We start from the raw sequence: 26,511 nt of genomic DNA on the forward strand, positions 1-26,511 counted from the left end.
CAAAACCAATTTATTAACTATTATAAACCATACTATGATCAAAATTTTACAAAACCCTTGGAGTGAATCCTCCCGCACTTGCTATCATTTTCTGGAATAATAATAATCGACTGACTGGAGTTAGTACAGATTTTCGTTCAGGTAAATTTTAATAGTTCAATAAGCTAAAGAGATTTCTTTTATCTGCATTTTATTCAATAATGGGGTGTAATCGATAGCATATACAGCTAGAACATTATTGAGTCGCGATTAAAATATCCCAACACAACAAAACAATTAATAAATAGCTTTAACGTTTAAATTATCTTTGTGCGCATTACTGCAATTATAACTTTCCTTGGTGTGCTATGTCCAACGTACTTTTGTAATACAGCTACTGATGGCATTATAACCACCGAGTTTCCAAACAAAAGATACCACGCTGGCATTATAACACCGCTGATAACAGTTGCATCAATACCTGTGTTACGCACAGCCATTCCGTTTTGAATAATGGAAGTATATCCATACTCTGCTGCCGAAGGTACACCTAACAACATATTTTTATCATGCTTGTAGTAACCAAGCAGGCTTAAATATAAACGATTGTTTAAGAATGATCCGTCTAAACCAAGGCTGGCTTGATCTGTATAAGCCCATTTTAAGTTATACGGAACATAACCGGCAGTATAAGGGCGGGTTAGTGTACCTAAGCCGTCATATCCCGGGGTAATTAAGTTACCGGTATAACCGATAAACGCAGTATACTGAGGACCTTGAGCATAGTTGTCAAAGTTTTCATATCTACCCATTCTGCCTATGCTACCCTGAATTTTTAATTCAGATATGCTGCTTGCAGTTGGAAGAAATTCTCTTTTCAAATCCCAGCCTGCAGTAACTACTGGCGAGTAGAACCAACGGCTAGTAGGTTGTTGATTTGAAGATGCATCAGCTCTCAATAAAACAGATAAGTTAACCTTTGCTTTATAAGAATAATCTACCTTTCCGTAAAAAGATGTTTGATTGTTTCTTGTTTTATCTAAGAACTTGTATACAAGTTGTGGTTTATATACACCATCAGGAAGTAAATAGTCTGCTTTATTCGGATCAGACTTTAACAAGTTTAATTTAATAAAGTCGTTACTTCCTTTGTAAGCATAACCATAGGTGTACCTGAAAAAGTCCCATTGAAATTCATTTCCTAAAGTAAAGTCGAATTTATTGTCGGGATTGATATCATAGCTATAGGTTGCAACGTTTTGTACAGTAGAACGTTGGTTGTAACCAAAGTAGTTAGAGGCGTAGTTAGTGGTTTGCAATAACGTTCTTGGATAGAAGATATCACGGTATCCTTCATTATAATCCGTCGCTAAAGTTGTGATGAATTTAAATTTACCCAGATCTACGCCAAATTTAGCATATCCGTTAAGCGAGTTAGTCTTATTGTTATCAAACGCGGCATTAAACTGAGATAGATAAGCTTCATACTTAGCCTTGTTAGGGGTTAAAGGTGTGCTTAGATCCGGTAGATAATTGATCTGCGCAAACCTGTCGCGAAGATTTTTATTACGATCACGTAAAATGCGGTTAGCGTTAACCATCGCACTAAACGAAAGCCAGTTTAATGGTTTCATGTTAATAACAAACCGTGTATCATAACGGTCCATGTTAGTGTTATCCGCAATACCACCACTCTTAGTATCACCTAATGAGAAGCGGAAGTTTGCAAGTTCTGTACCACCGGTTATACTGGCGTTTACGCTATAAACAGCTGAACTACCATAGTAGCGGTCTGTCCAGTTTGATGCGCCGTAATAATCGTTACTTAATGAGTCAGACAAGAACAACGGATAGTTGTCATCGCCTGTAAAACTTCCGTTAGCAGTATATTTGTTATAAAACTGCCTTCTAAAATCATTCTCAAATTTACCGTTAATTGTAGTAACCGGACTTGGGGTGGCTATACCTCCGTAAGTGTCAAAAGTAATTCTTCTTCGTGTGCCGGCAGGCTTCGTAGTTATTAAAATAACGCCGTTTGCACCTTTAGGACCATAAATGGCGGTACCGTCGAGCCTTTCAATACTTCTATTGATTTGATGTTAGCCATTTGGATTGTAGCAAGCGTGTTAGTTGCAGGGCCTATCCTGTCATATTGATATTGTTGAATATCAAATGCATAAGGATGCTCCTGTACCAAAGGAACGCCGTCCAATACGATCAAAGGCTGAGTTGAGTACAACTCACGCGGCGATAACAACGGCTGTGAGGTTCCATGTATAAACATGTTTTGAACTGTTCGGGTTCACCGGATGGCTCTTGTACATACAAACCAGCAGCTTCGCCCTTTAAATATTGTTGAAGGGAAACGGCCGGGAACGTTGATAGCTTTACAGGATCAACACTATTCGTTTTAGACTGAAGTCTTTTCGAAATAGTTGCCTTGGCAGCCACAACACCTACAGCTACGGTGTCTATAGCTGTCGAATCTACAGCAGATTTACGCGTGGTATCTTTTGTTTGGAAACTCGCAATTGAGCTTCGGTTAGAGATACGACCATAAGTAGCTGTATTACCAAAGGAGTACGTTGTTGTACATAGCACACCAAGGAAAGTTATAATTGCAATAATGCGCATAACAGATAATTAAGTATTAACTGATTAAAAAACTATTTATTAATTGTTTGTTGTGTTGGGATATTTTAATCGCGACTCAATAATGTTCTAGCTGTATATGCTATCGATTACCGGTATTGAATAAAATGCAGATAAAAATCTCTTTAGCTTATTGAACTATTAAAATTTACCTGAACGAAAATCTGTACTAACTCCAGTCAGTCGATTATTATTATTCAGAAAATGATAGCAAGTGCCGGGAGGATTCACTCCAAAGGGTTTTTGTAAAATTTTGATCATAGTATGGTTTATAATAGTTAATAAATTGGTTTTGTTAGGGCAATAAAAATATAATTGGTCGTATTATAATTGGTCGTAAATACATGGGATGTTACTGTCGCCAAATATTCACTTTGACAATGATACAAATAAAAATTTAATATGTTCCAAATAAATTTTAAAATAATATTGATAATTGGTGAAAAAGTACCTATTAATTGGTTTTCCTGTATAAAAAGGAGAATTTATGGGCTGAATATCCGGACTTTAGACCTGTTTTATTGGGGTTTTTACACGAGATTTTGCACTGTTTTTGCCCATGATAATCATAAATATCTATGGATTCTATAGTTTTAACATATAATGTACTTTTTTAAGGTTAATTAATGATGTTAAATACATACTTTAAAATGGACATGCTGGCACATTATAAAATTAAAAAAAACTAACGGTAGCTCGTTAAATATTCTTTAAAAGAATAAGGAATTTAAGTGCGTTAAAATATCTTTATAAAATAATTTTTTTATCTATCAATAAATTTGTGTTTTTTTACAACATAAACACCTATTAATGATTCTCAGAGGATCAACGCCTCTTAAATCGCCTTGAAAAACCTAATACCTATATTATAATGAAATCAAACAAACTCTCTCTCTCTATCGGACTATTGTGTTCGATCCTGTTACTTCTTGCATTTGTGCCAAAAGCAGACGACCCTATTGAAAAACTGGTTGGGGCCTTACAGAAGTGGGCAGACACAAATCCGCAGGAAAAAGTTTATCTGCACATGGATAAACCTTACTATGCCCTTGGCGACACTATCTGGTTTAAAGGTTATGTAACCATTGGCAGCAGGCACCAGCTATCAGCATTAAGCGGGGCTTTGTATGTAGACTTTATTACCGAGCAAGATTCTGTTATCCGTTCACTTAAACTCCCTATTACAACAGGCATGGTTGTAGGCGAGTTTGCTTTAGGTGATGACTTTAAAGAAGGCAGTTATCGCATTAGGGCTTACACGCAGTGGATGCGTAACGCCGGCGAGGATTATTTTTCGACAAAACTTTTACGGTGGGCAGCCCAACCAGCGAAAATATAGTTACCAAGGCTGACTATCAATATAATGAAGTTGGAAATAAGCCCGTTTTAACGGCCGTACTTAATTACACTAATGATGCCGGAAAAGCCCCGGCAGATAAAGATGTAAAATACCAAATAGTTATAGATAAGAAAGTAGTTCAAACCCGATCGGCTAAAACTGATGCACTGGGTAGCCTGCGCATTAATATAGAGAACGATAAACGCGTTAACTTAAGTGGCTCTTACATCCGAACTATTATAAATGATGTACAACGTGATTTTCCTATAAAGGCCAGCCTGACACCAAACGATATACAATTCTTCCCCGAAAGCGGGAACCTGGTTGCCGGACTGTCTTCGCGCGTTGCATTTAAGGCCGTTGGAGTTGATGGTTTGGGCACCCCTATAACAGGAAAAATAGTTGATGAGGCAAATAACGAGGTTGCACAAATAACAACCTTACATGCAGGCATGGGCAGCTTTCCGTTAAGATCTGAAGCTGGTAAAACCTACACCGCAAAAATAACAATGGCTAACGGCACAACAAAAACCGTAGCCTTACCAAAAGTAGCCGACGATGGCTATGTGCTAAGCGTTTATCAGCCTAATAAAGATAGTATCCTGGTAAGAATTGGCGCCTCGGCAAAACAAGTTGCAGCAGCGGCAAATGTTGGTTTCATTGCCCGGGTAAGCGGCGAAACCATTTTTGCATCACCTGTAAAAATTGCGAAGGCAACAACTTCTATATGGTTAGAGAAAAAGCTATTTCCAAGCGGTATAGCACAGTTTACCCTGTTTAGTAATACCGGCGAGCCATTAAATGAGCGCATTGCCTTTATCAGGACGAATGACCATATGCAGCTAAACGTCAAAACTGCTAAAACCACTTATAAGGGAAGAGAGCAGGTTGCCATAAATCTTGATGCCAAAGACAGTAAAGGCAAAAGCGTTGCCGGTACCTTCTCGGTAGCTGTAATTGATGAAAGTAAAGTACCAGTTGATGAAAGCGCAGAAAGTTCTATCTTCTCTAATATCCTGTTAACTTCTGACTTAAAGGGATATATAGAAAAGCCTAACTACTACTTTGCTAACCAAACCGAAGATGCAGACAAAGCTTTGGATAACCTGATGCTTACACAGGGCTACCGCAGGTTTGCGTGGAAGGAAATTGCAGCTGGCACTATTCCTAAACCAGCTTTTGCGGCTGAAGGTTTAGGTTTTGGCGTATCGGGGCAGGTGATGAACCTTGGTAAGAAGGTATCGCCAAACGCTACTGTTGACCTTGTATCGCTAAGAGCAGGCATTGCCAAAAAAACAACTGCCGATGCCGAAGGCCGCTTTAAATTTGATGGCATATTTTTAACTGATAGCGTTAGGTTTGCCGTTCAGGCCCGCTCTGCTACAGGCAGTGACAAGGTTAAAATCCTGTTAGACACCTTACCAAGGTTACGCATGAGCAAAAACCCTAATATGGGCGATATAAGCACCAACATCACCGGTACCTTAAAAGCATATATCGAAAATGGCAAGAAGCTGGACGATATCTACGAGAAAACCGGCCAGTTGGATAAAGTTCAAAGACTAAAAGAAGTACGTATCAAAGCCCGGAGGATTAAAGAAGATGCCAATATTAACCCACAGGGTATGTTTAGGGTGCCCGAGGCATCTGCCGACCAGGTGGTGAAGTTTGGGGATGATGCAGCAAACTGTGTAACGCTTGCTATGTGCCTGCAAGCAAGGATAGCCGGTGTTAGGGTTGAGACGAACCCGGGTTATACCAAGCTGATAAGTTCAAGAGGAGCTATGGGCCTTATACTTGACGGGCGCAGAATTGATGACCCTGACCAGATGTCTGAGATATTGGATGGTGGTGTACAACCAGAAGATGTGGCAAAAATTGTTGTTGTAAGAACAAACCAGGCTTTAATTAACACATTAGGCGGCGATGGTAACGGTTATTTATTAATTATGCTGAAAACAGGGACATCGCGCAAGCAGTACAACCCTTCTATTGCCAATATATCGCCTAAAGGTTTTAATAAAGTACGCGAGTTTTATTCGCCTAAATATGATCAGCCAAACCCAAGCCAGTTACCTGATTTGCGTACCACCGTTTACTGGGATCCACGCGTAAAAACTGATACTGAAGGTAAATCAACCTTTACTTTCTTTAATGCTGATGGCCCGGGGAGCTATAAGGTAATTGTAGAAGGTATAAACGCTGCCGGCGAACTGGGCAGACAAGTTTACAGGTATACGGTGCAATAACCTTTATCGATATAAAAAGCAAAGCCCCGATCTTTTATCGGGGCTTTCTTGTTGGGTGTTTTCGGATATGGCCAGCGATTAAAGCAGCCATTTTGATAAATGCTTATTATGTTAAAAGCGCTGGCTTGTTTTTATAGGTTTCCCATAAAAACTCTCCGAACAATGTATTGGCCCGGGCAAACCATGGACGGCTGAATTTCTTCGCATCGTCCTTATGGAACGACTCGTGCATGAAGCCTGTGCCCGCGTTGCTGTTTTTAAGGATATTGACGCACTTTTTGATCTCGGCATCATCAATACTTGTTAAACCGCGAATAATTACGCTAAGGGGCCAGATACGGTCTTTACCGGCATGCGGGCCGCCAATACCTTCGCCGGCTTGGCCTTTGTAGAAGAAAGGATTGTTTGACGACAGCAGCATTTTGCGCGTGTTTTGATAAACAGGATCTTTTACCGGCATAGCATCCAAATAAGGTAACCCTAACAGGCTTGGCACGTTGGCATCATCCATTAAATTGTAGCTGCCGTAACCGTTAACTTCATAAGCATAAATACGCCCGTAGGTTGGGTGGTTAATAATGGCATGTTTCTTTAATGCTGTTTCAACCTCTAACGCTAAAGCGTTAAGCTGGGCAGCAAGCGCGGTATCTTTAGTGATGGCCGTTATCATTTCGGCGGCATGCCTTAAGCTAACCACCGCGAAGAAGTTTGAAGGTACCGGTATAAATAAATAGTGGCATCATCGCTTGGGCGGAAAGCCGAGCAGATTAGTCCGTTTGGTCTTACCGGGTAACCGTAGCCATCCATCGGCACACCATCAGTAGCCCAGGCTGTTTTACGCTGAAACCTGTACGGGCCGGGGTTTTGCTTACGCTGCTGCTCTTTAAAGGTTTTTAAAGTAAGCTCTATAGCTTGTTTCCATTTGGCATCAAACGGCGTGGTATCGCCGGTAACTTTCCAGTAGCGGTGCGCAAGGCGGATAGGGTAGCACAAAGAATCTATTTCCCATTTACGCTCGTGGATACCCGGCTGCATTTTAGTTTCGTCTTTTGCCCACTCGCCTACCTTATTAGGGTCGTTATAAAACGCGTTGGCATAGGGGTCTTTTAACACACATTTGGTTTGGTGGTTAATAACACCAGCTACCAGCTGCTGTAATTTTTATCCTGTTTTATAAAGTGCATGTAAGGGTAAACCTGCGCGCTGCTATCGCGCAGCCACATGGCATCAATATCGCCGGTAATAACGTAGGTATCCGGCTTGCCATCCTGTTCGGTATAGGTTACCGTGGTATCCAAGGTATTAGGGAAGCAATTATTAAACAGCCGGGTAAGTTCTTTATCTTTTACGTTCTTGCTAAACTCGGCAATGGCGCTCTCAACAGCGGTACTGGTAAAATTTCTTTTTGCCACCCTAACTGTAGGATATCCTGCCTGCGCAAATGTTGGCACCTTACTAAGCAATACGGATGCGCCCAGTAAGCCGGTGCTTTTCACGAAAGTTCTTCTTTGCATATTATTTTAAGTTAAAATATTAAAGCCTGCAACACACCTGTTCGCGACGTATTGATCATTAGCTTTATTGATAAAATCGGTTTAATTTATTGTTAGGATTCTTGCTTGGTCGGCATTAATAATACTTTTCAATACTAAAAACTTTATAGCACTTAAGCAAATTATATTTTCCCGCAACGGTATTAACAAGCTACATGTTGTACCTAAAAAACAGTCACAGCATGTAATCCTCATTAACCCTTCCTGAGCATATCTGCATACTCATTTGGCAACGGGCTACTCTCTATAGCCTGTGCCGCTTTTTCAATGTCGTACGCAAAGCGGATAAATTCAACCTGCAGGCTGTTTTTATCCTTAACCGAACTGTTTTCATTAATATGCAGCAATACATAACCGCCCCCAGGGTCTTTGTCCTTCGGCTTTCCTACTGAACCGATATTAATAGCATGACGATAGTACCCATCTTCCGCAGGCAAAATTCTGTGATAAGGCTGGTGCGTATGCCCAAAACAAAGCACATCAGCGCCTGCTCCTTCCATAATACGTAACAGGCTTTTTCGTCCCTGTCCTCAAACAAATATTCGTTTACCTTACGCGGGCTGCCGTGTACCAGCAATACATTAAGCTGGTCATGATTTAGCTGAAATTCAAGTTTGATGTGGGCTGGCAAGGTGCGTAAATAGGCCCTTTGCTCCTCCTTCAGCACTTCGTTTGTGTAAGCAATGGATATCTTGCCTAAAGCTTTTTCTTCATCTGTTTTATAAGCGCAGCCGCATTCATCACTATGGCGACCAATACCGAAATCATAGTTGCCGGCTATACAGGGAATATTTCTTTTGCGGATTTCATCAATTACTTCATTAGGCCAGATGTTATAACCTACCAAATCGCCGAGGCAATAAATAGCATCGGGTTTATGTGCTTCAACATCTTCAAAAAAGCATCCAATGCCGGCAGGTTCGCGTGGATATCTGAAAATAAGGCGATCTTCATCTTATATAATGGTTAAAGATTTATTGGTGTAATATTTTTTGCGGAAGTAAAAAGCGGGTTTACCAGAGCGATCAGCGCAGGCACTTCCACCAATGGGCCAATAACCCCGGCGAAGGCTTCGCCGGAATTGATACCGAATACGCCTATGGCTACAGCAATGGCTAATTCAAAGTTGTTGCCGGTGGCCGTAAAGGCGATAGAAGTGCTTCTGGAGTAATCCGCGCCAAAGTACTTGCCGATAAAAAAGCTCATCACAAACATAATGGCAAAATAAATCACTAAAGGTAAAGCAACACGTAATACATCAAAGGGTATCTGCACAATAAGTTTGCCTTTTAAGCTAAACATCACTACAATAGTAAACAGTAAAGCGACTAACGTTATGGGTGAAATAAAAGGCACGTATTTGGTTTGGAACCATTCTTCGCCTTTGATTTTTATTAAGGCATAGCGGCTGATGATACCCGCGATAAAGGGGATGCCTAAGTATACGCCCACACTTTTAGCGATCTCGCTAATGGAAATATTTACAGCCAATCCTTTCAGGCCGAATAAAGGCGGCAAAACGGTGATAAAAACATAAGCATAAACGCTGTATAACAATACCGGAAGATGCTGTTTAAGGCGATGAGGCCGGCGGCATATTCCCGGTTTCCCTCAGCCAGTTCATTCCATACCACCACCATGGCGATACACCTTGCTAATCCAATCAGGATGAGGCCCACCATGTAGGCCGGATGGTCACGCAATAGCGTAATAGCCAGCACGAACATCAATACCGGCCCGATGATCCAGTTCAGGGCCAATGAGGCACTCAATACTTTGGTATCCTTAAATACTTCGCCTATGTTTTCATATTTTACTTTGGCCAGTGGCGGATACATCATCAGGATGAGGCCGATGGCTAAGGGGATGTTGGTAGTACCATTTGAAAAGGAATTGATAAAATCTGATGATGAGGGCATAAAATAGCCGATACCCACACCTGTACCCATTGCCAAAAATATCCATAGGGTTAAATACCGGTCAAGAAAATTGAGCTTTTTTTCTCTCGGCCATAGGAACGCAATTGTTTGCTGACATAAAATTTTTGGTATAGTTAGTTTTACCGGCGTTAATATTAACAGCACCCGCCCGGGGTACAGCAAGCTTCAGCCGGCGCAGCCGGGTTAATTAATTGTACCTTGGGTTTTTCGGCTACGGGCGCACAGCATTCTTCGCCTTTATCGTTGGTGCCGCAACTGCCGCCGCGTTCCTGCGCCTTGCATTGTACCGCGTCGGGGCGCAGGTCAACGGTCAGGCTGGCTCCTTCGGCGATCATTTCGTTCGGAAACATTTGCCGGGTATCAAACTCCGAATTACCAAACTCGATCTTTACTGTCCCATTGGGGTCCAAAGGCAGCATCTTCTCTACGATGCTGATAATGGATAGCGCCTTACTTACTTTCATTGAGCGTGATTGCTGCTCATTATCCGGCACCCATAGCTGTACGATGATCTCCGTCCAGTTATTCATCACCCCGCCACAATCTACCGATGTTATTGGCGCTTGTTTGATCTCGGTGATATGGTAAGCTGCGTCCACCAGCTTGCCTTCGGCGTATTGGAATTGCAGTTCCCGTTCGGGATGCTGTAATAGCTTATCCTTAAAAGTTTTCCAGTTTATCGCTTCTGATTTGTTCATAGCTTCTTCATTTTGTTAATTGTAATATTACGATATATGCAGTCAAAAAATTTTAGCAGCAATTATTTTTATCCTGGTATGACGAGAATAAGTCGTTTAACTCGTTTTGCAGGTTCTTCCGGGCTTTGGGTTCAATACAATAACAAACACTTACGCCTTCAATCGTACCCTGGATCAGCCCGGCATTTTTTAATTCTTTTAAATGCTGCGATATGGTTGCCTGCGCCAATCCCAGTTCTTCCACCAGGTCGCCGCAGATACAGGCATTCGCTTTGATCAGTTCCTGCAAAATGGCAATGCGGGCAGGATGTGCAATAGCTTTTAACTGCACTGCCAGCCTGTTTTGCTCGCTGGTAAATATTTCTGTTTTAGTAGTACCCATATATAAATCTATCGCAATATTACGATAGATAGTTTAGATTTCAAAATATTTATTAAAAAATAGGGTGATACGGATAGCAGTAGTTAACAGGGCGAAAAATATTATTTGACTAATATTATATTTTTACCCAGCTTTTAATATTATATATCTTGTTTTTATAGTTTCCTTTCCTGCTTATTTTTCCTTTAGCATTTTTCCAATCCGGGCTAACTATGTTGAAAGCGTTTTCATAATTAAAAGTTGTGCCATCATCTTCAAAAAGTGTAGCCGGTGTAGCGGTTGCTCCATATACATAGCAGGTTATGTCAAAAACCGTATCGGGCGAAATAAATTGAACCGGTTTGGCCAGCGGTAAAATTGTTCCTTCTTTTATAAATATGGGGATCTGCGTAAGCCCTGTAGTAATGCTATAACTTTGCCCACCTGCATATATTTTATTGGTATTATAATCATACCAGTTACCGGCCGGCAAATATACTTTACGGGTCGACGCGCTATCGGCCAATGGCGCGGCTAATACGTTATCGCCTATCATATATTCGTCTGATACATTAAAGGTGTTTTTATCTTCGGGATAATCAACAACCAGCGCCCTGAACGGCGGTACACCTTCCCGGTTATATTTTGCAAAAGCCGAATACAGGTAAGGAATAAAGCTCATCCTGAAATTTAACAGGGTACGAATCTGCGCCTCTACCTCTTTGGCATTTGGCAACATTTCGCCTTTGTTGTTTTTATTACGGTCATACTGCAACCGGGGCGGGCTTTTAAGGTACCAGCTATCAAAGACGGTCTCTGCAGCTAATATGCTGGTTTGCGCGCGGCGGCAAAGCTCCTTAACATTTGCCGATTCCCTAACTTCAGGCGACCATAGTAAACCCGAGAACCCCGAGTTACTGATCATCCTGATATATTCGCTGTGCACATAGGTATCGCTGTACAAGGTAGTTGGGAACGATGATGCAAAACCATTTAATGACCGGATACTAAAATATGACCGCTTATTGGCCTGCTTATAAATATTATACATGGTTTGGAAATACAGTGTTCCAAATTGCTGGTGCATCTGCTCGCCATCAATCCCCGACGGGAACTGTGACAGCTCGGGAAAGCCCCATACCGCGCTGCCCTGTGTAAGGTTAGAGTTATCGCACTCATCCAGCTTAAAGGATGCGACGCCATTATCAACAAAGGTCTTTTTATGATAGTCGGCAAAAATGGTGGGGGCTGTTTTCCCGGCAAAGTCGGGCACCAGGCCGTTCCATACTTTATAATCGCCGGCGCTGGGAGCAAGCTGGCCATATATAGGCGATACCGGCGCAACATAGGCATGCTCCCATAAATTTAGCTTAATGCCCTGCGCCTTCATCTTATCTATCAACTCCTGCGGGGCAGGGAAGTTAACCGGGCTCCAAACATAGGAGCAGGAATAAGCCGCCGTTTGCCAGCGTGGCTCCAAACCGATAACATCAACCGGCATATGGTTGTCCCTGAAATAGTTTACCATATTATAAACATCCTGCTGCTGCGATTCGCCTTTCATGCGGTATTGTAAACCTAAGCCCCACATGGCGGGTAACGCGCCACCACCGCTAAACAGGTTATAGCGCTGCAGGGCGTTTTTAAGCGTAGGACCGTTAAAAATAAACACGTCGCCGCCTTTGGCACCGGGGATATCTACTATCACTTCGCCCGATTTATTATTGGTGTTCTTATACAATTCTTCTACCGATTGCGCAGCCTGGCCCGCGCCTGTATTTACATTCATGTCGCCTTTTACCTGTTTATGCGTGCCAACGTAAAAAGTAGTATAGCGCGATGTATTAATGAAGATACCATACCCTTTATTTGACACGTAGAACGTTGTGGGCGCATGGGTGAAGCCAAGGTCGTTTAACGGATTATCATTCACTATGGGCCGCCTTTTCAAGCCACGCTGCCTGAACGATCCTATCTGCAAGCCAAAGCCATAGATCTCCTCGGCATTTCCTAAAGGGATATGTACAACCGCGCCGCGTGAGTTTACTTCTATGCGGATGGATTTTGGATCGACACCCATTTCGGCTGCCGGTAATTGACTCATTGCCGCAACTTTTGGTTTTTCCTGCAAGAGGTTATATGGCGAGAATTTATCGGTTTCGCCCCGGGTTACACGAGTAACGCACGGGGCCATTTCTTGAACTTGTTGTGCCTTAGCTGCAAAGCCAAAGCAAGCTATTAAAACGATAACGCTAAACGATAAATTACGGGCCATAAGTTTATAAATTGGTGTCGTAATTTACGTGGATTGAGGTAATTAAAAAAATATTAATTAGCCTTGTTGTCATTCTGAGCGATAGCGAAGAATCTTATAAACGCAACAGGTAAAACGTGTAAGATTCTTCGCTATCGCTCAGAATGACAACCTTTAATTATTACTTATGCAAACTGTTCCAAATAATATCAAACACATCCGTAGGCTGCACATCCTTCTCCGCATCATCAGTTATTAAAACCGCTTTATACTCATCATCAATATTTGTTCTGCCATGCGATCCTTTTATCAGCGTAGCATCCAGCGGTATAACATCCATTACATACCTGAAACCTGCCAGCTTGCGGGCCAGTTTATATGCCGCGCGGGCTTTCGAGGTCATAAACATTTCAACCGGGTCGTAGCCTGGTTTTTAAAGATCTCCACGCTGCGGGCAAAGTCGGGCGCTACGGCATCATCCAGCCAATAGTAATAAGTGAACCAGCTGTCTTTATCAGCCACTACTACAATGTCACCTGCGCGTTCATGATCGATATGGTGTTTCTTTTGTGCTTCGCGATCTAATACCAGCTCAATACCTTTAACACCTTTAAGCAATGCAGTAACCTTTTCGGTAACCGAAGGATCATTGATATAAATATGGGCGATCTGGTGATCGGCAACTACAAACGCTTTTGATGCACCTGCATCCAATAACTCCAGCCCTCGCTCTACTCTTATCTGCAACAAACTGTTCTCCCGGAACAGCCGGTTTAAATGGATGGGTTTACTTACCGGGGCTATGCCATATTCAGAGAGGATGATGATCTCGGCATCCTTCTTTTTATAGAAGGCAACAAGTTGCTCAACAACGGTATCAATTTCATTCAGCTCCTTGCTGATCTTTGAAAAATCAGGACCAAATTTTTGCAGGCAATAATCCAAATGCGGCAGATAGATGGTGGTAAGCGTTGGATTATGCAGATCATCATTGATCATGGACGCATCGGCGATCCATTGGGTTGATTTGATATTGGCGCCCGGCCCCCAAAACTGGAACAGCGGGAACTGCCCTAACTTTTCCTGCAGGATATCCCTCAACTCAGCCGGCTGCGAATAGCAGTCGGGCATTTTACGGCCATCTGCCAGATATTGCGGGCGCGGGGTTACCGAGTAATCGGCCGTAGAATACATATTGTACCACCAAAACATATTGGCGCTGGTGAATGAAGGGTCTTCCTTTTTAGCCTTATCCCAGATCTTATCGCCATTAACCAGCTTGTTGGATTGCTTCCAGAATTTCACTTCTGAATCAACACGATCATACCAGCCATTGCCGACAATCCCTGTATCAGTCGGCCATTTGCCGGTTAGGTAGGTTGATTGTACCGAAGTGGTCACCGCGGGCAATACCGGCTCAATAGTGGTGATATGCCTGTCGGCGATATATTTTTTAAGAAACGGCGTATGCTCGCCTATTACAGATTTCGATAAACCTACAACATCTATAACAACAGTTTTTTTCATGGTTTTGATCAGTATTGTTCTTTCACCCAGTTCAACTCACGCGCTATCGAGTCGTCTATAGGTAGCTTTTTCGCATCGGGCAATACGCCCCGGGTATAGGTTTCCACCTCCGGGTGATTGGTAAATGCCTTATCTTGCTGGATGCGCAACACCTCTACAATGTCCGACTGGGTGGATTGCACTAACCCATATTCTTTCATAAATATCGGCACATGAAAATGCGCGCGCCATTGTTTTACCAGCAAGTTTTCAATATCAGCCAGTGCCTCCGGCAGATCAGGGTAACGCATTAGCCTTCCATTTACCAGCTTAGCCACCCACGGTGCAAATAGGTCGATTCATCAAAGCGTTCAAAGGCGTCTTTAATCGGTTCGCGTAAGTTAGTATCTTCCGGCAGCGTGGCATTCAAGGCAGCACTTATCTGTATTTTCCCAACTTTCAGTCCCTTAGCTGCCAGCTCATCAATCACCTGTTGATGCGGCTCATAGCCTATCGCGAAGTGACAAACATCATAGCATAAGGTAATATGGTCTTTAATTAATTGTTCTGCTTCGTTAGTATCAATTTTAAAACGGGTTGCAATGCTTTCTCGGCCAAGCGGCAGCAATTCGTTTTCGTACCAGTCAATATATTCGCGGCCTGTTTCTAAAACACCGTCAGGCTCCGGCTCAATATCCGGGTGCATTACTACGCCTGTAGCACGGCGCAATCTTATCAACTCGCCTGCAACTAATAATATATTGCTTGTGGCTGTATCTTTTGCCTTTTTTAATTCTTCGGCGGTTTTATGCCAGTACTTATAGCTTAACGGCGAGGTGGAGATGCCACCATCCATCCCCTTAGGCAATAAACTTAGCAGGATGTGAAACATGCGGATGGTATAATCAACACGCGATTTTGTTGTCCAATCGGGCGCATGTACCTGGTCTTTAACTACCGTATGATGGAACTCGCCGTACGGGAAACCGTTCATGGTAAACACATAAGCATCATTCTCTTTCAACCATTGGGTAAGCAGGAACAGGTTCTCGGCCTTTTCCAGGTCGGTACTGGCTTGGTTTGATAAGCGCAGGCCAATACCCATCGGCTTATCAGGCGATACCTGTTGTTTTATACCGGGAAAGCTCTGTTTTAAAGCAGCAAAATGCGCAGGCCAGGTTTCCCCGGGATGGATATTTGTACAGTAGGTTAAATGTCCGGTCGCTAATTGCATGTTGCCTCACCCCAACCCCTCTCCAAAGGAGAGGGGCTATTTTAAACGGTTATATTATAATTGTTTCGCCTTGCATCCAAAGCCCTCTCCTTTGGAGAGGGTTGGGTGAGGCTTACTCCGCGTTTACCGCGTCATATTCACTCTTCAACACCTCGCCCGCTTTCCTGATCAACCCGGCATCCATCTCATGCACCTCTACGCCCACGCCAATCTGGCTAAGCAGCATAATGGTCAGCTCGCCGCCTAAATGCTCCCTAAACTCCTGTAAGCCTATTAATATCGGGCTGTCATTGCCGGTAACTTCAAGCAAAGGATGGGTGATCTCAAAGCCTATCTTCTTTAGCAGATTAATAATGCGATGTGTTTCATCTGTTGATAAGCGCCCCGACAGGTTTGAATAAACTGTATCTAACGCTATCCCCATCGCAACGGCCTCGCCATGTAATACTTTAAAGTTAGTTAATTGTTCCAGTTTATGCGCGCTCCAATGGCCAAAATCCAACGGGCGTGATGATCCTTTTTCAAATGGGTCAAGACCGGCTATATGGTTAAGGTGCAGTTCGGCGCAGCGCTTTATCAGGTATTTCATGGTTTCCATATCGCGGGCCACCGGGGCCGCAGTGTTGGCTTCTAACCATTCAAAAAAGCAGCGTCTTTTATCAGTGATACTTTTATCGCTTCGGAGATTCCTGACCGGTAATCGCGGGCGGTTAACGTCAGTAAAACTGGTCGTCATTAAAAACTGCTACCGGCGGGGCAAACGTGCCCAGGAAATTCTTTTTACCAAAATAGTTGATGCTGTTTTTTACACCCACGCCCGAGTCGTTTTGCGATAATACGGTAGTTGGGATACGGATATGTTTTACGCCACGATGCGAAACAGCCGCGGCATAACCCACCATATCAAGCAATGAACCGCCACCAATGGCAGCTACATAACTATGCCGGTCTATACTGTATTGGTTGATGATATCCAGCAACCGGTTAAAGTGGCTTTCGTCATTTTTAACGGTTTCGCCACCGGGCATCAGTATAATTTCGGGGATAAGTTGAGCTGCTGTATGGATAGCAAAATAGCGGCGGATCTTATCAGCAAGTTCCGGTTGGGCATTCAATACATCCTGGTCTACTACAAACAGTATTTTTTTACCGACGCAGAGGTAGAATCGGCGCTTAAAAAAGTATTAAACCCGTCGTTGGCCGGTCAAATAAACCTGAAGTAAAAACACCTTGTACTCAAACCTTACACTAAACGCCTGCTGTAAATATTCCATATCAAAAGCGAATATCTAAAACATAATATTAATATCGCTTATATATCTAAAATTTGACGGAAATATTGAGGTAGGATTAAAATGGGATTAGTATATGAGTGACGTTGACCTATCACATTGAGCCTTTGCGCGCAAGGCTTGCCTCCGCTCAATTGCCGCGGAAGGGCTATTACCTTTGTCTTGATACAAAGGTAACCCAAAAATCAAGTCAGCCCGATCGCTTCCGCCCGCAAGGCCATACTCCCGGCCCGGCGTGCTGACAGGCCTTACGCTCTTTTTCAAATACTCATTAATAAGAAGATGTTGGTTCGTCCTAAACTGTCAGCAAAAAAGCTTCGGGTGAAAACTGATAAAACAAGTTGGAATTGCGGGCGGGAAAAGCGTCTTTTGCGGGAGCGTTGGAAAGCGACCGGGGGCAAAATTATGCAGCCCGTGGTTTTATCAGTTTTGCCGGGCAAAGGGCTGTGCGCAAAGAAGCCTCTTTGCTGATTTGATTTTTTTTTTGTTACTTTTTCATCAAGGAAAAAAGTAATGGGGTCCGCGCCCAAGAGCGGGGCAAGCCAATAGGCAATGGCCTAAAAGAGCGAAAGAGCGCAATTCTTACGTTACCGCAAATACCTTAGCAAACTGCCTTGATACTGGTAATAAACAAGCTATAAATATAGCCGGCCACATAGCACCAAAAGCCGCGGCCCGGGCAGCATCCATCAATATAAGAGAAATTACCCCGGCCTTAACGGCTTTACCAATATTAGGTCCGATTGGATTTTTTATGGCGATGAACAGCGCCTGGTATATCAGCCATACAAACGGGATTACAAACAATAAGGCGGTTGATTGCTGTTGGCTAACAGCGAAATAAACTATAGCCGCAACAACAATGGCATACAGCACTCCCCCGATATACAAATTGCGCTTATTACCTCCATGCACCATTAATGGCTTATCATGGTGATGGAGAAGATATAAATGATGGGCACCACCGCCAGGGTAATAAAAATGCATCAACATCGGCACCGAAATACTGATCCCTAATAACAAATTCAATCCCCGGCATAAACCCATGTTAAGCGGACCAATAAATTTAATATGCTTGCTGATCTTATTATACAACAGCGCGAAAAACGCTATGGCTACGGCAATTGCCCCGGCGTGGTTACTGTACGAAAAGGCAAAACCAATACCCCATAATAACAGGAAAGTCCCTAAGAATGATGCTTCCTTTAAGCTGACCAATCCGCTGGGGATGGCGCGTTCGGGGCGCTCAACCTTATCCAGTTCGGCATCAAAAACATCGTTAAAAACAATACCCCCGCCATATAAGCCAATTGTTGACAGGCATAACAAAATAACAGGATAAAAGCTGTTTGCAATAAACGGCAACTGGTAAAAATAACCGGCTATGGCTATACCTGCCAGCACATCGGCAACCGAGGTGACGATATTTGCCGGGCGCATCAGCCTTAAATAAACGGTTAGTTTGCCTGCCATGTTTAGCTTATTATGATAGACGATTTATCGATACGGGGTTGTTGCCCGCCGCGTAAAATGGTATTGCCTTCAAATTTCTGGCTTTGATCGATAGCTCCGCCGATAGCCGCAAAATCAGCTTCATCTATCTGCCCGCTTTGCGCAAATGCAGTGATAGCGTTGCGATAGGTGATCAGCTCGATGTCAGCATCGCTTATGCCTCTTATCTTCATTAGCGCGGCGGTTTTTGGCACAGCTAACGGATCGCTAATGCCCCAATCGGCAGCAGAATTTACCATGATACGTTCCGGGCCGTATTGTTTGGCAATCTCTACCATACGCTCGTTGCCCATTTTGGTGAACGGGTAGATGGTGAACGCCGCCCAAAAGCCGCGGTCCAATACATCTTTTACGGTTTCTTCATTATTATGATCGACGATGACTTTATACGGATCAAGGCCGTGTTCAATAGCAATGTCCATACTGCGTTTGGTACCGCCTTTTTGTCGCGGTGCGGGGTGTGGATTTGTACCGGCAGGCCCGATTCTTTAGCTAATTCCAACTGCGCACGGTAATATTTTTCTTCAGCAGGAGTTTGGTCGTCAAAGCCAATTTCGCCAATGCCTACTACGCCCTCTTTATAGATGAACAGCGGCAGTATCTCCATTACCTGCTCGGCCAATGCTTCGTTATTGGCTTCGCGCGAGTTTAGGCCGATGGTGCAATAATGCTTAATGCCAAACAAACTGCGACGACCGGAAACGCTCCCAGCCTATCAGGCTGCTGTAATAATCGCGGAAGGTATCAATACCTGTGCGCGGCTGGCCCAGCCAAAAGGCCGGCTCTATTAATGCAACCACGCCTGCATCGGCCATGGCACGGTAATCGTCCGTAGTGCGCGAGGTCATATGCACATGCGGATCAAAAAACTTCATGCCTTTTATACCGTCCAAACTAACCGGCGGCGAAAGTGGTTCATTCTTTACTTCATCAAACGAATGGGTACAACACATATCTTCTGTATTTATTGGCCGGTTAAGGTATCCCAGCTTAAGTTCTTATTTGCTATCGCTGTTTCCAGCTCGGGGTATTTATTTAATAACGCTTTTGCAGCGGGGTAGTTTGATGCGGCTATAGCTAATGCGCCGGCTTTGCGATCGGTAAGTTTACCATCATCAAATAACCGTTTGATATCTTCAAACAACTTATCGTCTATAAACGGACCAACCAAACGCCACATCAACGGATTTAACTCGCGACCTGCCGCCCAACGCTCGTGCGCATAATCGCTTATAATATAAGCCAGGTTTTTATTTGCCCGGCTATCTATACCCTCAATTTTATTAATATCCTTATCGGTAAAAAATGCTTTAAGTACCAATTGGTTCCGGCACTCTCATCAAGGTATTTAGCCGGATATGGGTTGCCATACATTAATGCCTCTAATACATTGGCAATATTACTGCGGATACCTTCCGAACAACGTTTAATCCATATTTCCGGATAGGCCAACAATGGCAATGCAGAATATAAAGCTACCAACTCGCCCATTTCGGCAGCAAGAAACAGGTTTTCTATTGATTTGAAATACTTGTCTTTATCTGACGGATCCAGATCCATCAGCAAGTACGCACGTCCCAGCCGGTCTACGGTCCAGCCGTCAACTGAAAAACCCGGTATATAAGTATTCAGCAGCGCTGCCTGCTCTTTACTAACATGTGCAATTGCTTTACCGGTTTTACGCGGCATTAGTCAAATGCAGTGTTTAAGGCTGGTTTTGCATCCAGCCACTCCAAAACATCGCGGGCAACTTTAGTACCAAGTACTTCTTTAATTATTGCTTTTACCCCTTCCATGCCATTATACATGTATCACCACAAAATAATCAATTATTAAGGCTGCCGATATGATGAGTAAGCCAAAAAACTCGCGTGTGTTTTCAATAAAAGGTTTTTCGGCCTGCATGGTTTCAACCAGGCTTGGGGTGCGGTATTTTACTATCCAGTCGCGCACGCCATCTTTATCAAAGAAAAGTTTTACGGCGTAGATCAGGTAAAAGGCCGTCAACCCTAAATATACATTGGGGTAATACATGCCAAAGCAAGCTAAACCACAGCAGGCGGCGACAGCTACGTATATCGGCACCCATAAGTACCAGTCAATATCGTTCAAATTAAGGTAAGCGAATACCGGGAACGATAAGCAGAAAATAACGTTAATAATTATAAAGATCATGGTTAAATAGTTTTTGTAAAAGATAGTACGTGGTTTATCAGCGATATATGATCAATATCACGATTGGTAAAATTACGGTTCAAATCTATAATTGCACTAAACAAATATAAGTATTGTGTAAAAAAGCAATTACGGTAACGTTTGGGGAACTTTATCTTACCGACTTATAAATACCAAGGTACTTAGGCTTAGTTAGCACGATATGCCATAGATGGTTTTTGCGCGACCGGAACGATGCCGCGCTGCAGCTTAAATAATAGCGCCACATGCGGTAAAACGTTTCGTCGTAATCTTTTTTAATGCTGTCCCAACTCTCCTCGAAGTTTTTGCGCCAGGCCATGAGCGTAGGATCATAGTACGGACCAAAGTTATGCAGGTCTTCTAAAATAAATAAGCCTTTCCGGGCAGTATGTAACTGGCTTACCGATGGCAGCATCCCGTTAGGAAAAATATATTTGTCAATCCAGGGGATCGGTAACTTTGGTAGAATAGCTGCCGCCTATGGTATGGATAAAAAATATACCATCATCGGCTAAGTTTTTGGCAGCTACTTCCATGTATTCCCTGAAGTTGCGGTAACCTACCGCCTCTAACATGGCTATGGATACAATACGATCGAATTTTTCATTAACATCACGGTAATCCCGGATCCTTATTTCCACAGGTAATCCCTCGTTAATTTCCCGTGCCAGGATGGCTTGTTGTTCTGAAATAGTTATCCCTACTACTGATACGCCGTATTTTTCGGCAGCATATTTTGCAAAACCACCCCAACCGCAGCCTATTTCCAGCACCCGCATACCTTTTTCCAGCTTGAGTTTGCGGCAGATCAGGTCGAGTTTGGCTTCTGGGCCTCGTCCAGTGTTTTGGCTGTTTCCCAATAGGCACACGAGTACTGCATCCGCTTATCCAGCATTTTTTCATATAACTGGTTTCCTATGTCGTAATGCTTATATGCAACTTCTTTAGCGCGGGCCTTTGATTGCCTGTTAAGGAATTTAGATTTGAGGTAGTAAAACAAGGTACTCAAATCTGGGGGACCATTTTATCCACACGGTGATACTGGATCCTGAAAAACAGGTCGTCCAGGTTTTCGCAGTCCCACCATCCCTCCATGTACGATTCGCCAAAGCCTATAGAACCGTCGCTTAAAATACGGTCATACAACTTTTCATTATGCACCTGCATATCCCACGGGTTACCGCCATTTATGGTGATACCACCAGCGGCAAGCATATTGGCAATAATTTGTTTAGATGAACCCATGGGTGCTCCTATTTTTTCTTTTTAGCGATTTTGTATTTAGCCAGCCTCCGGCCCATATATTTCTGTCTTTTCTGCTCGGCCTCGGCTATGCTTTCAGCTTGTGAAGTATCGTCAAAAATTTTTGGTATGGCAATACGCTGCGCGCTGTAAATGCCCGATTCGCCGCTAAAAAAGTATGCGGTAAAACAGGCCACAGCAAAAAACAGGGCGTATTCACTGCCAAATAACTCTACCCCCATAAATGTACTTGCCAGTGGGGTATTTGTTGCTCCGGCAAATACTGCAATAAAACCTAAGGCAGCAAACAGGCTAACCGGCGCATCCATTAACCCCGATAGCGTATTACCCAACGTTGAGCCGATATAAAACAATGGCGTTACCTCGCCCCCTTTAAAGCCCGAGCCAAGCGTTATTGTAGTGTAAATGGTTTTCCATAACCAGCTCCGGTGTCGGAACCACCGGTGTTAAAAGCCGATGATATGGTTATTGCATCAGGGTGTGGCGGCCTGACGCCTAACCCTAAATAATCGGGCTTCCCTAAAAGTATGGTTAGCAATATCACTATCAGCCCGCCAACAAACGGGATTAGCCATTTTATTTTTATAAGCCTGTTAAACGCTGTTTTAACGCCATGCACCGTTTCTGCAAACAGGTAGCTGGTTAACCCGAAGGCTATAGATGCTACCATAACCTTGCCTAATAAAACCACATCTAACGGTAAATAAGCTGATAAGATATTATGACCTACCGGTACAATAGCTATATGATAACTTTCATGATGCACACCCCAGGCCAGCACGGTAACATCACCCACAATAGCAGCAACCGGGCAGGGTATTAAAGCAGTATACTGGATACGGCCAATTGTTAAAACCTCCATAGCAAATATGGCCCCGGTAAGCGGAGTACCAAACACAGCCCCGAAACCCGCGGCAATACCCGCGGTTAAAATTACCCGCGTATCATCGGCAGTAAGGCCAAACCATTTGCTGAACATTTGCGCCAGGGCTGCCGCCAATTTGTACCGCTGTACCTTCGCGCCCTACAGAGCCGCCAAACAACTGCGTAACAACGGTAGAGATCAATATCAACGGAGCCATGCTTTTGGGCACACCTCCTCCGGGATTATGTATCTCGTCCATTATAAGGTTGTTGCCTTTGCTTGAAGATTCGCCCCAAAACTTATAGGCAAAGTATATAGCAATACCGGCAAGCGGTAAAAAGTAAATTATTTCGGGATGGCTAAAACGATAGTTAATGGCCGGGTTAAGCAGCCATAAAAACAACGTTACCATACAGCCAATAGCAAAAGCAATGGGTACAGTTATAAATGTCCATCTTATTAAATGCTTTAGTGTGAGTAGTTGGGGGCGTTAAAAAATCTGTTTTTCATGATATTATCCTACAAAAATAAGCGCGGCTATCACCGCGAATGAATTAGTTTTTGCAGGCGCCATCAGCTTTTAGGGCGGTTAAGTCGGAAGACACCATTTCCGTTTGTTGAAATCAAAGTTAGGGATAATTAGTAAATATAAAAATCCTGCTTACCAGCAGCATTAAGCTTTAGCTGCCACATAATGCTTTTTAATCAGCGCCGTCACCTTATGGCGTATATGAGTTGATATGTTTTTCTCCCAATGTATTTTATACGTACCATCTTCTCTTTTGGTAACGGTAAAATAATCTTTCAGGTCACCGTTTATCTCGCTTGCGTTATTTATTCCTATTTGGGCAAGGGCTTTATCAAATTCGTCCATGTTGTTTGTTTATGGTATTATAAAATCGTTTTGTCATCCTGAGCATAGCGAAGGATCTTGTATAATTAATAGGCTACGTCGTACTTATCGCATTTAGAAGATCCTTCGCTATGCTCAGGATGACAATTTAGCCGAGCTTTTACTTCACCGTTATTTTATCTTTATATTGTTTAAGCGCATTCACCGTCACCTTCACTATCTCGTCCCGGCCCGCGTCCGACATGAGATACTCCTCATCCACCGGGTTGTTAATAAACCCGGTTTCTATCATTACGGCAGGCATGGCGCTGTGGTCAAGTACCAAAATTACCTGTTCTTTAACACCTATGGTTTGCCGGCCCTCGCTTTTAAACTGCTGGTTAAGCAGATCGCCAAAAAAGTATGCTTTGTTTACGGTACTTTTGCAGGTAAGCATTTACCAGGATCTGGTTTACCGGGTCATCCGCGTTATAACCCTGATATTTGGTTTTGTAGTCTTTTTCAAAAGTAATGGCCGAGTTCTCGCGTATTGCCTCCAGCTGTTTATTAACCCGGTTATAACCATAAACCAGTATCATGGTACCTTTTTGTTTACGCGAACTATACCCGGTCCCTTCGGGCGATGAGTTGCAATGGATAGAAATAAACAAATTACCATTCCGCTCATTAGCAATGCCTGCGCGCCTGTCCAACGGAATAAACGTATCGTCGCTGCGCGTCATTACCGTAGTAATATTGGGCATTTGTTCTTGTATAGCTGCCCTTAATTTTTTGGCGATTGACAGGGCGACCGTTTTCTCGTTGGTATGTAAACCATGCGTACCCGGGTCCTTGCCGCCATGCCCGGCATCAATAATAACTGTTTTAAAGCGGAAGGTGCTTTTTTTTGAGGTATCCTGTTTAGCAGTAAATGAGCTTAACGATATGATGAGGGCCAGCAGGATGCTGTTTAGCGAAACCAACTGCAGGCTCTTAAGGGGTTTATTCATTTAGCAGGCCTATATATTATTCTTTATTAGCGCATTTTGGGCAAAGGCCGGTGGCGCTAAAGCTTAATTTTTCTAATTTAAATCCCGCCGGCAATACTATAGGCGGCATATCAAGTTCATCTAAACAATAAACATTTTTGCAGTTGCTGCAGTTAAAATGCAGGTGTTCATCATTGTGGTGGTGCTCATCACAATCAGACGAGCAAATGGCATAATTAGCCGTTCCATTCAAGTCAAATACTTTATGGATAATCCCCTTTTCTTCGAAAGCGTTTAATATACGGTACAGGGTAACACGGTCGACATCGCCAATAACACTTTCCAGGTCGGGCTGGGATGTGGCAGTTTTTTTATTCACCAATAAGTTTAACACCCTTAACCGCGCCTCAGTGCGTTTAAGCTGGTGCCGCTTTAATAAATGCTCGAAATGATGATTAATACCCATTTGATTAAATGATGTTTACAAAACTACTAAGAAATAGCTAATTAATGTTGAATAATAAACATCGAATATCTACGCCGAAGCGCTTCGTTATCCAATGTTAGCTATCGGGGTTCGATATTCCCGGCTTAACGCCTTTTAGGATGGTTATGATTTAAATGAAAAATATGATCCTTGTTACTGCAAACGCCTACATATTTATAATTTACAAAATGTGCGGCCGCAATAGTTAACCCGCCCAATGGTACAACAATAGCCTCCTCCCAGCCTTTTAAGTAAATATGGCCGACAATTATCAATACAAAACCACTACATAATAACAATAATGGTAAAGCGCGCCTATGCGTACGGAAGTAAGATAAAAAAATAGATGACACGCCAAGCAATAATGCTAACACAATCATGCTCCACTCAAATAATGGATGCGCCAAAAAACCCAAACCGGCTAATGGTAAAAATGTAAGTAGTATAGGTACCACAGCGCAGTGCAAGGCACATAATGTTGATGCCGTCATCCCTAAATTATCCAATCTTTTACCCAGCTTTCTCGATGCCATGGCACAAATATATACTAATGCAACTTAATTGCATTTTATTTTTTGATAAATTATACTTCGCTGACACTATATTTCTCCAAAGGAAAGAATTAACCCTTTTAACTATTTTGTTATTACTTTATGTTTGGTTTATGTAATATTGCTTGTATATTCATGTAAAATAAAACACTTTTGTTTTTATGCAGTTACAACATATAGGAATAGAACCTTTTTTAAAAAATACGCCGTATAAGCGACACATATGAATCCGGACAACAAACCTGTAAGTGTTTTATTAGTTGATGATGATGAAATAAATAATTTCATTTCAATTAAACTGATAAAAAAGCTATAGATAATACTGCTATATCTGCATGCTTAAACGGAAGGTTTGCTATAGAGGAGTTGGTTGAGTTGCAAAAAAGGACCCTTCCCTGTTGCCCGATTTTATTTTACTGGATATCAACATGCCTATCATGAATGGGTGGGAGTTTTTAGATGAATACAAACGTTTAAATATCGACCCACAAGGCAAAAGCAAGATCTACATTATATCATCGTCTGTATTTAGCAATGATATTAAACAATTGGCCGTATCCATATTGCCACCAACGCGGTGCTGCATGTAGTGTTACCGACGCAGTATTCATCATGGTGCCATCGCTTTGCAGCTGTGTACCATTCAGGTCGCATAATAATAGCGACCGTTAGATGGTTTCGAGTTAACCAGCTTACCTGTTTGCGAAACGGTATGGCGACGGCGTTTAATATTACTGTTGGCGAGCTGATAGTGATATT

At 42.9% G+C, this 26,511-nt stretch carries 32 protein-coding genes, 4 pseudogenes and 1 riboswitch; of the genes and pseudogenes, 3 read left to right on the plus strand and 33 right to left on the minus strand.

Annotation, left to right across the window (positions count from 1 at the left end):
- Nucleotides 1-296 precede the first annotated feature (296 nt).
- Both HK413_RS10230 and HK413_RS10235 read right to left on the minus strand, forming a co-directional pair.
- Nucleotides 297-1,820 (minus strand): SusC/RagA family TonB-linked outer membrane protein, encoded by a 1,524-nt coding sequence (locus tag HK413_RS10230; protein ID WP_175270112.1) that lies wholly within the window; start codon nt 1,818-1,820, stop codon nt 297-299.
- A gap of 179 nt (nt 1,821-1,999) precedes the next feature.
- Nucleotides 2,000-2,263 (minus strand): TonB-dependent receptor plug domain-containing protein, encoded by a 264-nt coding sequence (locus tag HK413_RS10235; RefSeq protein WP_175270113.1) that lies wholly within the window; start codon nt 2,261-2,263, stop codon nt 2,000-2,002.
- A 1,239-nt stretch (nt 2,264-3,502) separates the two neighbouring features.
- Between HK413_RS10235 and HK413_RS10240 the strand changes: the two genes are divergently transcribed.
- A complete protein-coding gene (locus tag HK413_RS10240; RefSeq protein WP_175270114.1) occupies nt 3,503-3,970 on the plus strand; it encodes an alpha-2-macroglobulin family protein in 468 nt (155 codons plus the stop codon).
- Nucleotides 3,943-6,219: a carboxypeptidase-like regulatory domain-containing protein gene (locus tag HK413_RS10245; RefSeq protein WP_175270115.1), complete on the plus strand. Its 2,277-nt coding sequence runs from the start codon at nt 3,943-3,945 to the stop codon at nt 6,217-6,219. The genes HK413_RS10240 and HK413_RS10245 overlap by 28 nt, the downstream gene beginning before the upstream one ends.
- A 106-nt stretch (nt 6,220-6,325) precedes the next feature.
- Here the strand turns inward: HK413_RS10245 and HK413_RS22245 are convergent.
- From HK413_RS22245 to HK413_RS10355, 31 genes and pseudogenes are all read right to left on the minus strand, one after another.
- Nucleotides 6,326-7,733: pseudogene (locus tag HK413_RS22245) on the minus strand (glycoside hydrolase family 125 protein).
- A gap of 233 nt (nt 7,734-7,966) precedes the next feature.
- The gene (locus tag HK413_RS17880; protein ID WP_394353164.1) at nt 7,967-8,272 is read right to left on the minus strand and encodes a metallophosphoesterase family protein; all 306 of its coding nucleotides are present in this window, start codon (nt 8,270-8,272) and stop codon (nt 7,967-7,969) included.
- On the minus strand, nt 8,158-8,619 hold the full coding sequence (locus HK413_RS17885; RefSeq protein WP_246230250.1) for a metallophosphoesterase family protein: 462 nt from the start codon (nt 8,617-8,619) through the stop codon (nt 8,158-8,160). Before HK413_RS17885 ends, HK413_RS17880 begins: the two co-directional genes overlap by 115 nt.
- A 119-nt stretch (nt 8,620-8,738) precedes the next feature.
- Nucleotides 8,739-9,721: pseudogene (gene arsB, locus HK413_RS10260) on the minus strand (ACR3 family arsenite efflux transporter).
- Nucleotides 9,722-9,846: 125 nt separating this feature from the next.
- On the minus strand, nt 9,847-10,410 hold the full coding sequence (locus tag HK413_RS10265; protein WP_175270116.1) for a DUF6428 family protein: 564 nt from the start codon (nt 10,408-10,410) through the stop codon (nt 9,847-9,849).
- Nucleotides 10,411-10,462: 52 nt separating this feature from the next.
- The gene (locus tag HK413_RS10270) at nt 10,463-10,792 is read right to left on the minus strand and encodes an ArsR/SmtB family transcription factor (RefSeq protein WP_175270117.1); all 330 of its coding nucleotides are present in this window, start codon (nt 10,790-10,792) and stop codon (nt 10,463-10,465) included.
- A 115-nt stretch (nt 10,793-10,907) separates the two neighbouring features.
- A complete protein-coding gene (locus HK413_RS10275; RefSeq protein ID WP_175270118.1) occupies nt 10,908-13,046 on the minus strand; it encodes a glycoside hydrolase family 31 protein in 2,139 nt (712 codons plus the stop codon).
- 160 nt (nt 13,047-13,206) lie between these two features.
- Nucleotides 13,207-13,428: a hypothetical protein gene (locus HK413_RS17890; RefSeq protein WP_246230252.1), complete on the minus strand. Its 222-nt coding sequence runs from the start codon at nt 13,426-13,428 to the stop codon at nt 13,207-13,209.
- Nucleotides 13,425-14,552, minus strand: a complete 1,128-nt coding sequence (locus HK413_RS10280) for an alkaline phosphatase family protein (protein ID WP_246230253.1) — start codon at nt 14,550-14,552, stop codon at nt 13,425-13,427. Before HK413_RS10280 ends, HK413_RS17890 begins: the two co-directional genes overlap by 4 nt.
- Nucleotides 14,553-14,560: 8 nt before the next feature.
- Entirely contained in the window at nt 14,561-14,869 is a 309-nt protein-coding gene (locus tag HK413_RS17895) for a hypothetical protein (RefSeq protein ID WP_246230255.1), read from the minus strand.
- Nucleotides 14,854-15,765 carry a metabolite traffic protein EboE gene (eboE, locus tag HK413_RS10285; RefSeq protein WP_246230257.1) on the minus strand — a complete coding sequence of 304 codons (912 nt, stop codon included), beginning with the start codon at nt 15,763-15,765 and terminating at the stop codon, nt 14,854-14,856. Before eboE ends, HK413_RS17895 begins: the two co-directional genes overlap by 16 nt.
- 112 nt (nt 15,766-15,877) lie before the next feature.
- Entirely contained in the window at nt 15,878-16,501 is a 624-nt protein-coding gene (locus HK413_RS10290) for a 3-dehydroquinate synthase family protein (RefSeq protein ID WP_262886868.1), read from the minus strand.
- On the minus strand, nt 16,482-16,880 hold the full coding sequence (locus HK413_RS19900) for a dehydroquinate synthase/iron-containing alcohol dehydrogenase family protein (RefSeq protein ID WP_262886869.1): 399 nt from the start codon (nt 16,878-16,880) through the stop codon (nt 16,482-16,484). The genes HK413_RS10290 and HK413_RS19900 overlap by 20 nt, the downstream gene beginning before the upstream one ends.
- Before the next feature lie 437 nt (nt 16,881-17,317).
- On the minus strand, nt 17,318-17,587 hold the full coding sequence (locus HK413_RS10295) for a hypothetical protein (RefSeq protein WP_175270119.1): 270 nt from the start codon (nt 17,585-17,587) through the stop codon (nt 17,318-17,320).
- Between the two features lie 52 nt (nt 17,588-17,639).
- On the minus strand, nt 17,640-18,530 hold the full coding sequence (eboC, locus tag HK413_RS10300) for a UbiA-like protein EboC (protein ID WP_246230259.1): 891 nt from the start codon (nt 18,528-18,530) through the stop codon (nt 17,640-17,642).
- A 2-nt stretch (nt 18,531-18,532) separates the two neighbouring features.
- Nucleotides 18,533-18,991, minus strand: coding sequence for a hypothetical protein (locus tag HK413_RS17900; protein WP_246230261.1), 459 nt, complete (start codon nt 18,989-18,991; stop codon nt 18,533-18,535).
- Nucleotides 18,919-19,254, minus strand: coding sequence for a TatD family hydrolase (locus HK413_RS17905; RefSeq protein WP_246230263.1), 336 nt, complete (start codon nt 19,252-19,254; stop codon nt 18,919-18,921). The genes HK413_RS17900 and HK413_RS17905 overlap by 73 nt, the downstream gene beginning before the upstream one ends.
- Nucleotides 19,241-19,522 carry a hypothetical protein gene (locus tag HK413_RS17910; protein WP_246230265.1) on the minus strand — a complete coding sequence of 94 codons (282 nt, stop codon included), beginning with the start codon at nt 19,520-19,522 and terminating at the stop codon, nt 19,241-19,243. Before HK413_RS17910 ends, HK413_RS17905 begins: the two co-directional genes overlap by 14 nt.
- An 11-nt stretch (nt 19,523-19,533) precedes the next feature.
- A pseudogene (locus tag HK413_RS22250) lies at nt 19,534-20,258 on the minus strand (EboA domain-containing protein).
- A gap of 111 nt (nt 20,259-20,369) precedes the next feature.
- Nucleotides 20,370-20,744, minus strand: a complete 375-nt coding sequence (locus tag HK413_RS10320) for a transmembrane 220 family protein (protein WP_175270122.1) — start codon at nt 20,742-20,744, stop codon at nt 20,370-20,372.
- A gap of 151 nt (nt 20,745-20,895) precedes the next feature.
- Nucleotides 20,896-21,180: a class I SAM-dependent methyltransferase gene (locus HK413_RS19905; protein ID WP_262886871.1), complete on the minus strand. Its 285-nt coding sequence runs from the start codon at nt 21,178-21,180 to the stop codon at nt 20,896-20,898.
- A gap of 22 nt (nt 21,181-21,202) precedes the next feature.
- Nucleotides 21,203-21,774: pseudogene (locus tag HK413_RS19910) on the minus strand (class I SAM-dependent methyltransferase).
- Nucleotides 21,771-22,010: a hypothetical protein gene (locus HK413_RS17925; protein ID WP_246230268.1), complete on the minus strand. Its 240-nt coding sequence runs from the start codon at nt 22,008-22,010 to the stop codon at nt 21,771-21,773. The pseudogene HK413_RS19910 and the gene HK413_RS17925 overlap by 4 nt, the downstream one beginning before the upstream one ends.
- Nucleotides 22,011-22,018: 8 nt before the next feature.
- Nucleotides 22,019-22,435 carry a chloride channel protein gene (locus HK413_RS19915; protein WP_317169469.1) on the minus strand — a complete coding sequence of 139 codons (417 nt, stop codon included), beginning with the start codon at nt 22,433-22,435 and terminating at the stop codon, nt 22,019-22,021.
- The gene (locus HK413_RS19920; RefSeq protein ID WP_262886873.1) at nt 22,420-23,007 is read right to left on the minus strand and encodes a chloride channel protein; all 588 of its coding nucleotides are present in this window, start codon (nt 23,005-23,007) and stop codon (nt 22,420-22,422) included. Before HK413_RS19920 ends, HK413_RS19915 begins: the two co-directional genes overlap by 16 nt.
- The gene (locus HK413_RS17930; protein ID WP_246230270.1) at nt 22,973-23,305 is read right to left on the minus strand and encodes a chloride channel protein; all 333 of its coding nucleotides are present in this window, start codon (nt 23,303-23,305) and stop codon (nt 22,973-22,975) included. The genes HK413_RS19920 and HK413_RS17930 overlap by 35 nt, the downstream gene beginning before the upstream one ends.
- A 145-nt stretch (nt 23,306-23,450) precedes the next feature.
- Nucleotides 23,451-23,514, minus strand: a riboswitch (Fluoride riboswitch).
- 52 nt (nt 23,515-23,566) lie between these two features.
- Nucleotides 23,567-23,767: a hypothetical protein gene (locus tag HK413_RS10335; protein WP_175270123.1), complete on the minus strand. Its 201-nt coding sequence runs from the start codon at nt 23,765-23,767 to the stop codon at nt 23,567-23,569.
- Between the two features lie 139 nt (nt 23,768-23,906).
- Entirely contained in the window at nt 23,907-24,182 is a 276-nt protein-coding gene (locus tag HK413_RS10340; protein WP_175270124.1) for an N-acetylmuramoyl-L-alanine amidase family protein, read from the minus strand.
- Nucleotides 24,127-24,735 (minus strand): N-acetylmuramoyl-L-alanine amidase family protein, encoded by a 609-nt coding sequence (locus tag HK413_RS10345; protein ID WP_175270125.1) that lies wholly within the window; start codon nt 24,733-24,735, stop codon nt 24,127-24,129. The genes HK413_RS10340 and HK413_RS10345 overlap by 56 nt, the downstream gene beginning before the upstream one ends.
- 16 nt (nt 24,736-24,751) lie before the next feature.
- On the minus strand, nt 24,752-25,180 hold the full coding sequence (locus HK413_RS10350) for a Fur family transcriptional regulator (protein WP_175270126.1): 429 nt from the start codon (nt 25,178-25,180) through the stop codon (nt 24,752-24,754).
- A 125-nt stretch (nt 25,181-25,305) separates the two neighbouring features.
- Nucleotides 25,306-25,734, minus strand: a complete 429-nt coding sequence (locus HK413_RS10355; protein WP_175270127.1) for a MerC domain-containing protein — start codon at nt 25,732-25,734, stop codon at nt 25,306-25,308.
- Nucleotides 25,735-26,150: 416 nt separating this feature from the next.
- On the opposite strand from HK413_RS10355, the gene HK413_RS10360 reads away from it, so the two are divergent.
- Complete coding sequence (locus HK413_RS10360) at nt 26,151-26,342, plus strand: response regulator (RefSeq protein ID WP_175270128.1); 192 nt, start codon at nt 26,151-26,153, stop codon at nt 26,340-26,342.
- The last annotated feature ends 169 nt before the right edge of the window (nt 26,343-26,511 follow it).

It is taken from the genome of Mucilaginibacter humi (genome assembly GCF_013087555.1).

Coding starts and splice junctions, on each gene's coding strand:
- HK413_RS10340 (WP_175270124.1), bottom strand. CDS start 24,182: ATGCTTACCTGCAAAAGTACCGTAAACAAAGCATACTTTTTTGGCGAT.
- HK413_RS10240 (WP_175270114.1), top strand. CDS start 3,503: ATGAAATCAAACAAACTCTCTCTCTCTATCGGACTATTGTGTTCGATC.
- HK413_RS17900 (WP_246230261.1), bottom strand. CDS start 18,991: ATGGACATTGCTATTGAACACGGCCTTGATCCGTATAAAGTCATCGTC.
- eboC (WP_246230259.1), bottom strand. CDS start 18,530: ATGGCAGGCAAACTAACCGTTTATTTAAGGCTGATGCGCCCGGCAAAT.
- HK413_RS19920 (WP_262886873.1), bottom strand. CDS start 23,007: ATGTTCAGCAAATGGTTTGGCCTTACTGCCGATGATACGCGGGTAATT.
- HK413_RS17890 (WP_246230252.1), bottom strand. CDS start 13,428: ATGACCTCGAAAGCCCGCGCGGCATATAAACTGGCCCGCAAGCTGGCA.
- HK413_RS10265 (WP_175270116.1), bottom strand. CDS start 10,410: ATGAACAAATCAGAAGCGATAAACTGGAAAACTTTTAAGGATAAGCTA.
- HK413_RS10355 (WP_175270127.1), bottom strand. CDS start 25,734: ATGGCATCGAGAAAGCTGGGTAAAAGATTGGATAATTTAGGGATGACG.
- HK413_RS19905 (WP_262886871.1), bottom strand. CDS start 21,180: ATGCTGCCATCGGTAAGCCAGTTACATACTGCCCGGAAAGGCTTATTT.
- HK413_RS10290 (WP_262886868.1), bottom strand. CDS start 16,501: ATGACGACCAGTTTTACTGACGTTAACCGCCCGCGATTACCGGTCAGG.
- eboE (WP_246230257.1), bottom strand. CDS start 15,765: ATGCAATTAGCGACCGGACATTTAACCTACTGTACAAATATCCATCCC.
- HK413_RS10345 (WP_175270125.1), bottom strand. CDS start 24,735: ATGAATAAACCCCTTAAGAGCCTGCAGTTGGTTTCGCTAAACAGCATC.
- HK413_RS10275 (WP_175270118.1), bottom strand. CDS start 13,046: ATGGCCCGTAATTTATCGTTTAGCGTTATCGTTTTAATAGCTTGCTTT.
- HK413_RS10350 (WP_175270126.1), bottom strand. CDS start 25,180: ATGGGTATTAATCATCATTTCGAGCATTTATTAAAGCGGCACCAGCTT.
- HK413_RS17880 (WP_394353164.1), bottom strand. CDS start 8,272: ATGGAAGGAGCAGGCGCTGATGTGCTTTGTTTTGGGCATACGCACCAG.
- HK413_RS17910 (WP_246230265.1), bottom strand. CDS start 19,522: ATGTGTTGTACCCATTCGTTTGATGAAGTAAAGAATGAACCACTTTCG.
- HK413_RS10335 (WP_175270123.1), bottom strand. CDS start 23,767: ATGGACGAATTTGATAAAGCCCTTGCCCAAATAGGAATAAATAACGCA.
- HK413_RS17930 (WP_246230270.1), bottom strand. CDS start 23,305: ATGGTAACGTTGTTTTTATGGCTGCTTAACCCGGCCATTAACTATCGT.
- HK413_RS17925 (WP_246230268.1), bottom strand. CDS start 22,010: ATGGGTTCATCTAAACAAATTATTGCCAATATGCTTGCCGCTGGTGGT.
- HK413_RS10270 (WP_175270117.1), bottom strand. CDS start 10,792: ATGGGTACTACTAAAACAGAAATATTTACCAGCGAGCAAAACAGGCTG.
- HK413_RS10320 (WP_175270122.1), bottom strand. CDS start 20,744: ATGATCTTTATAATTATTAACGTTATTTTCTGCTTATCGTTCCCGGTA.
- HK413_RS10235 (WP_175270113.1), bottom strand. CDS start 2,263: ATGTTTATACATGGAACCTCACAGCCGTTGTTATCGCCGCGTGAGTTG.
- HK413_RS10280 (WP_246230253.1), bottom strand. CDS start 14,552: ATGAAAAAAACTGTTGTTATAGATGTTGTAGGTTTATCGAAATCTGTA.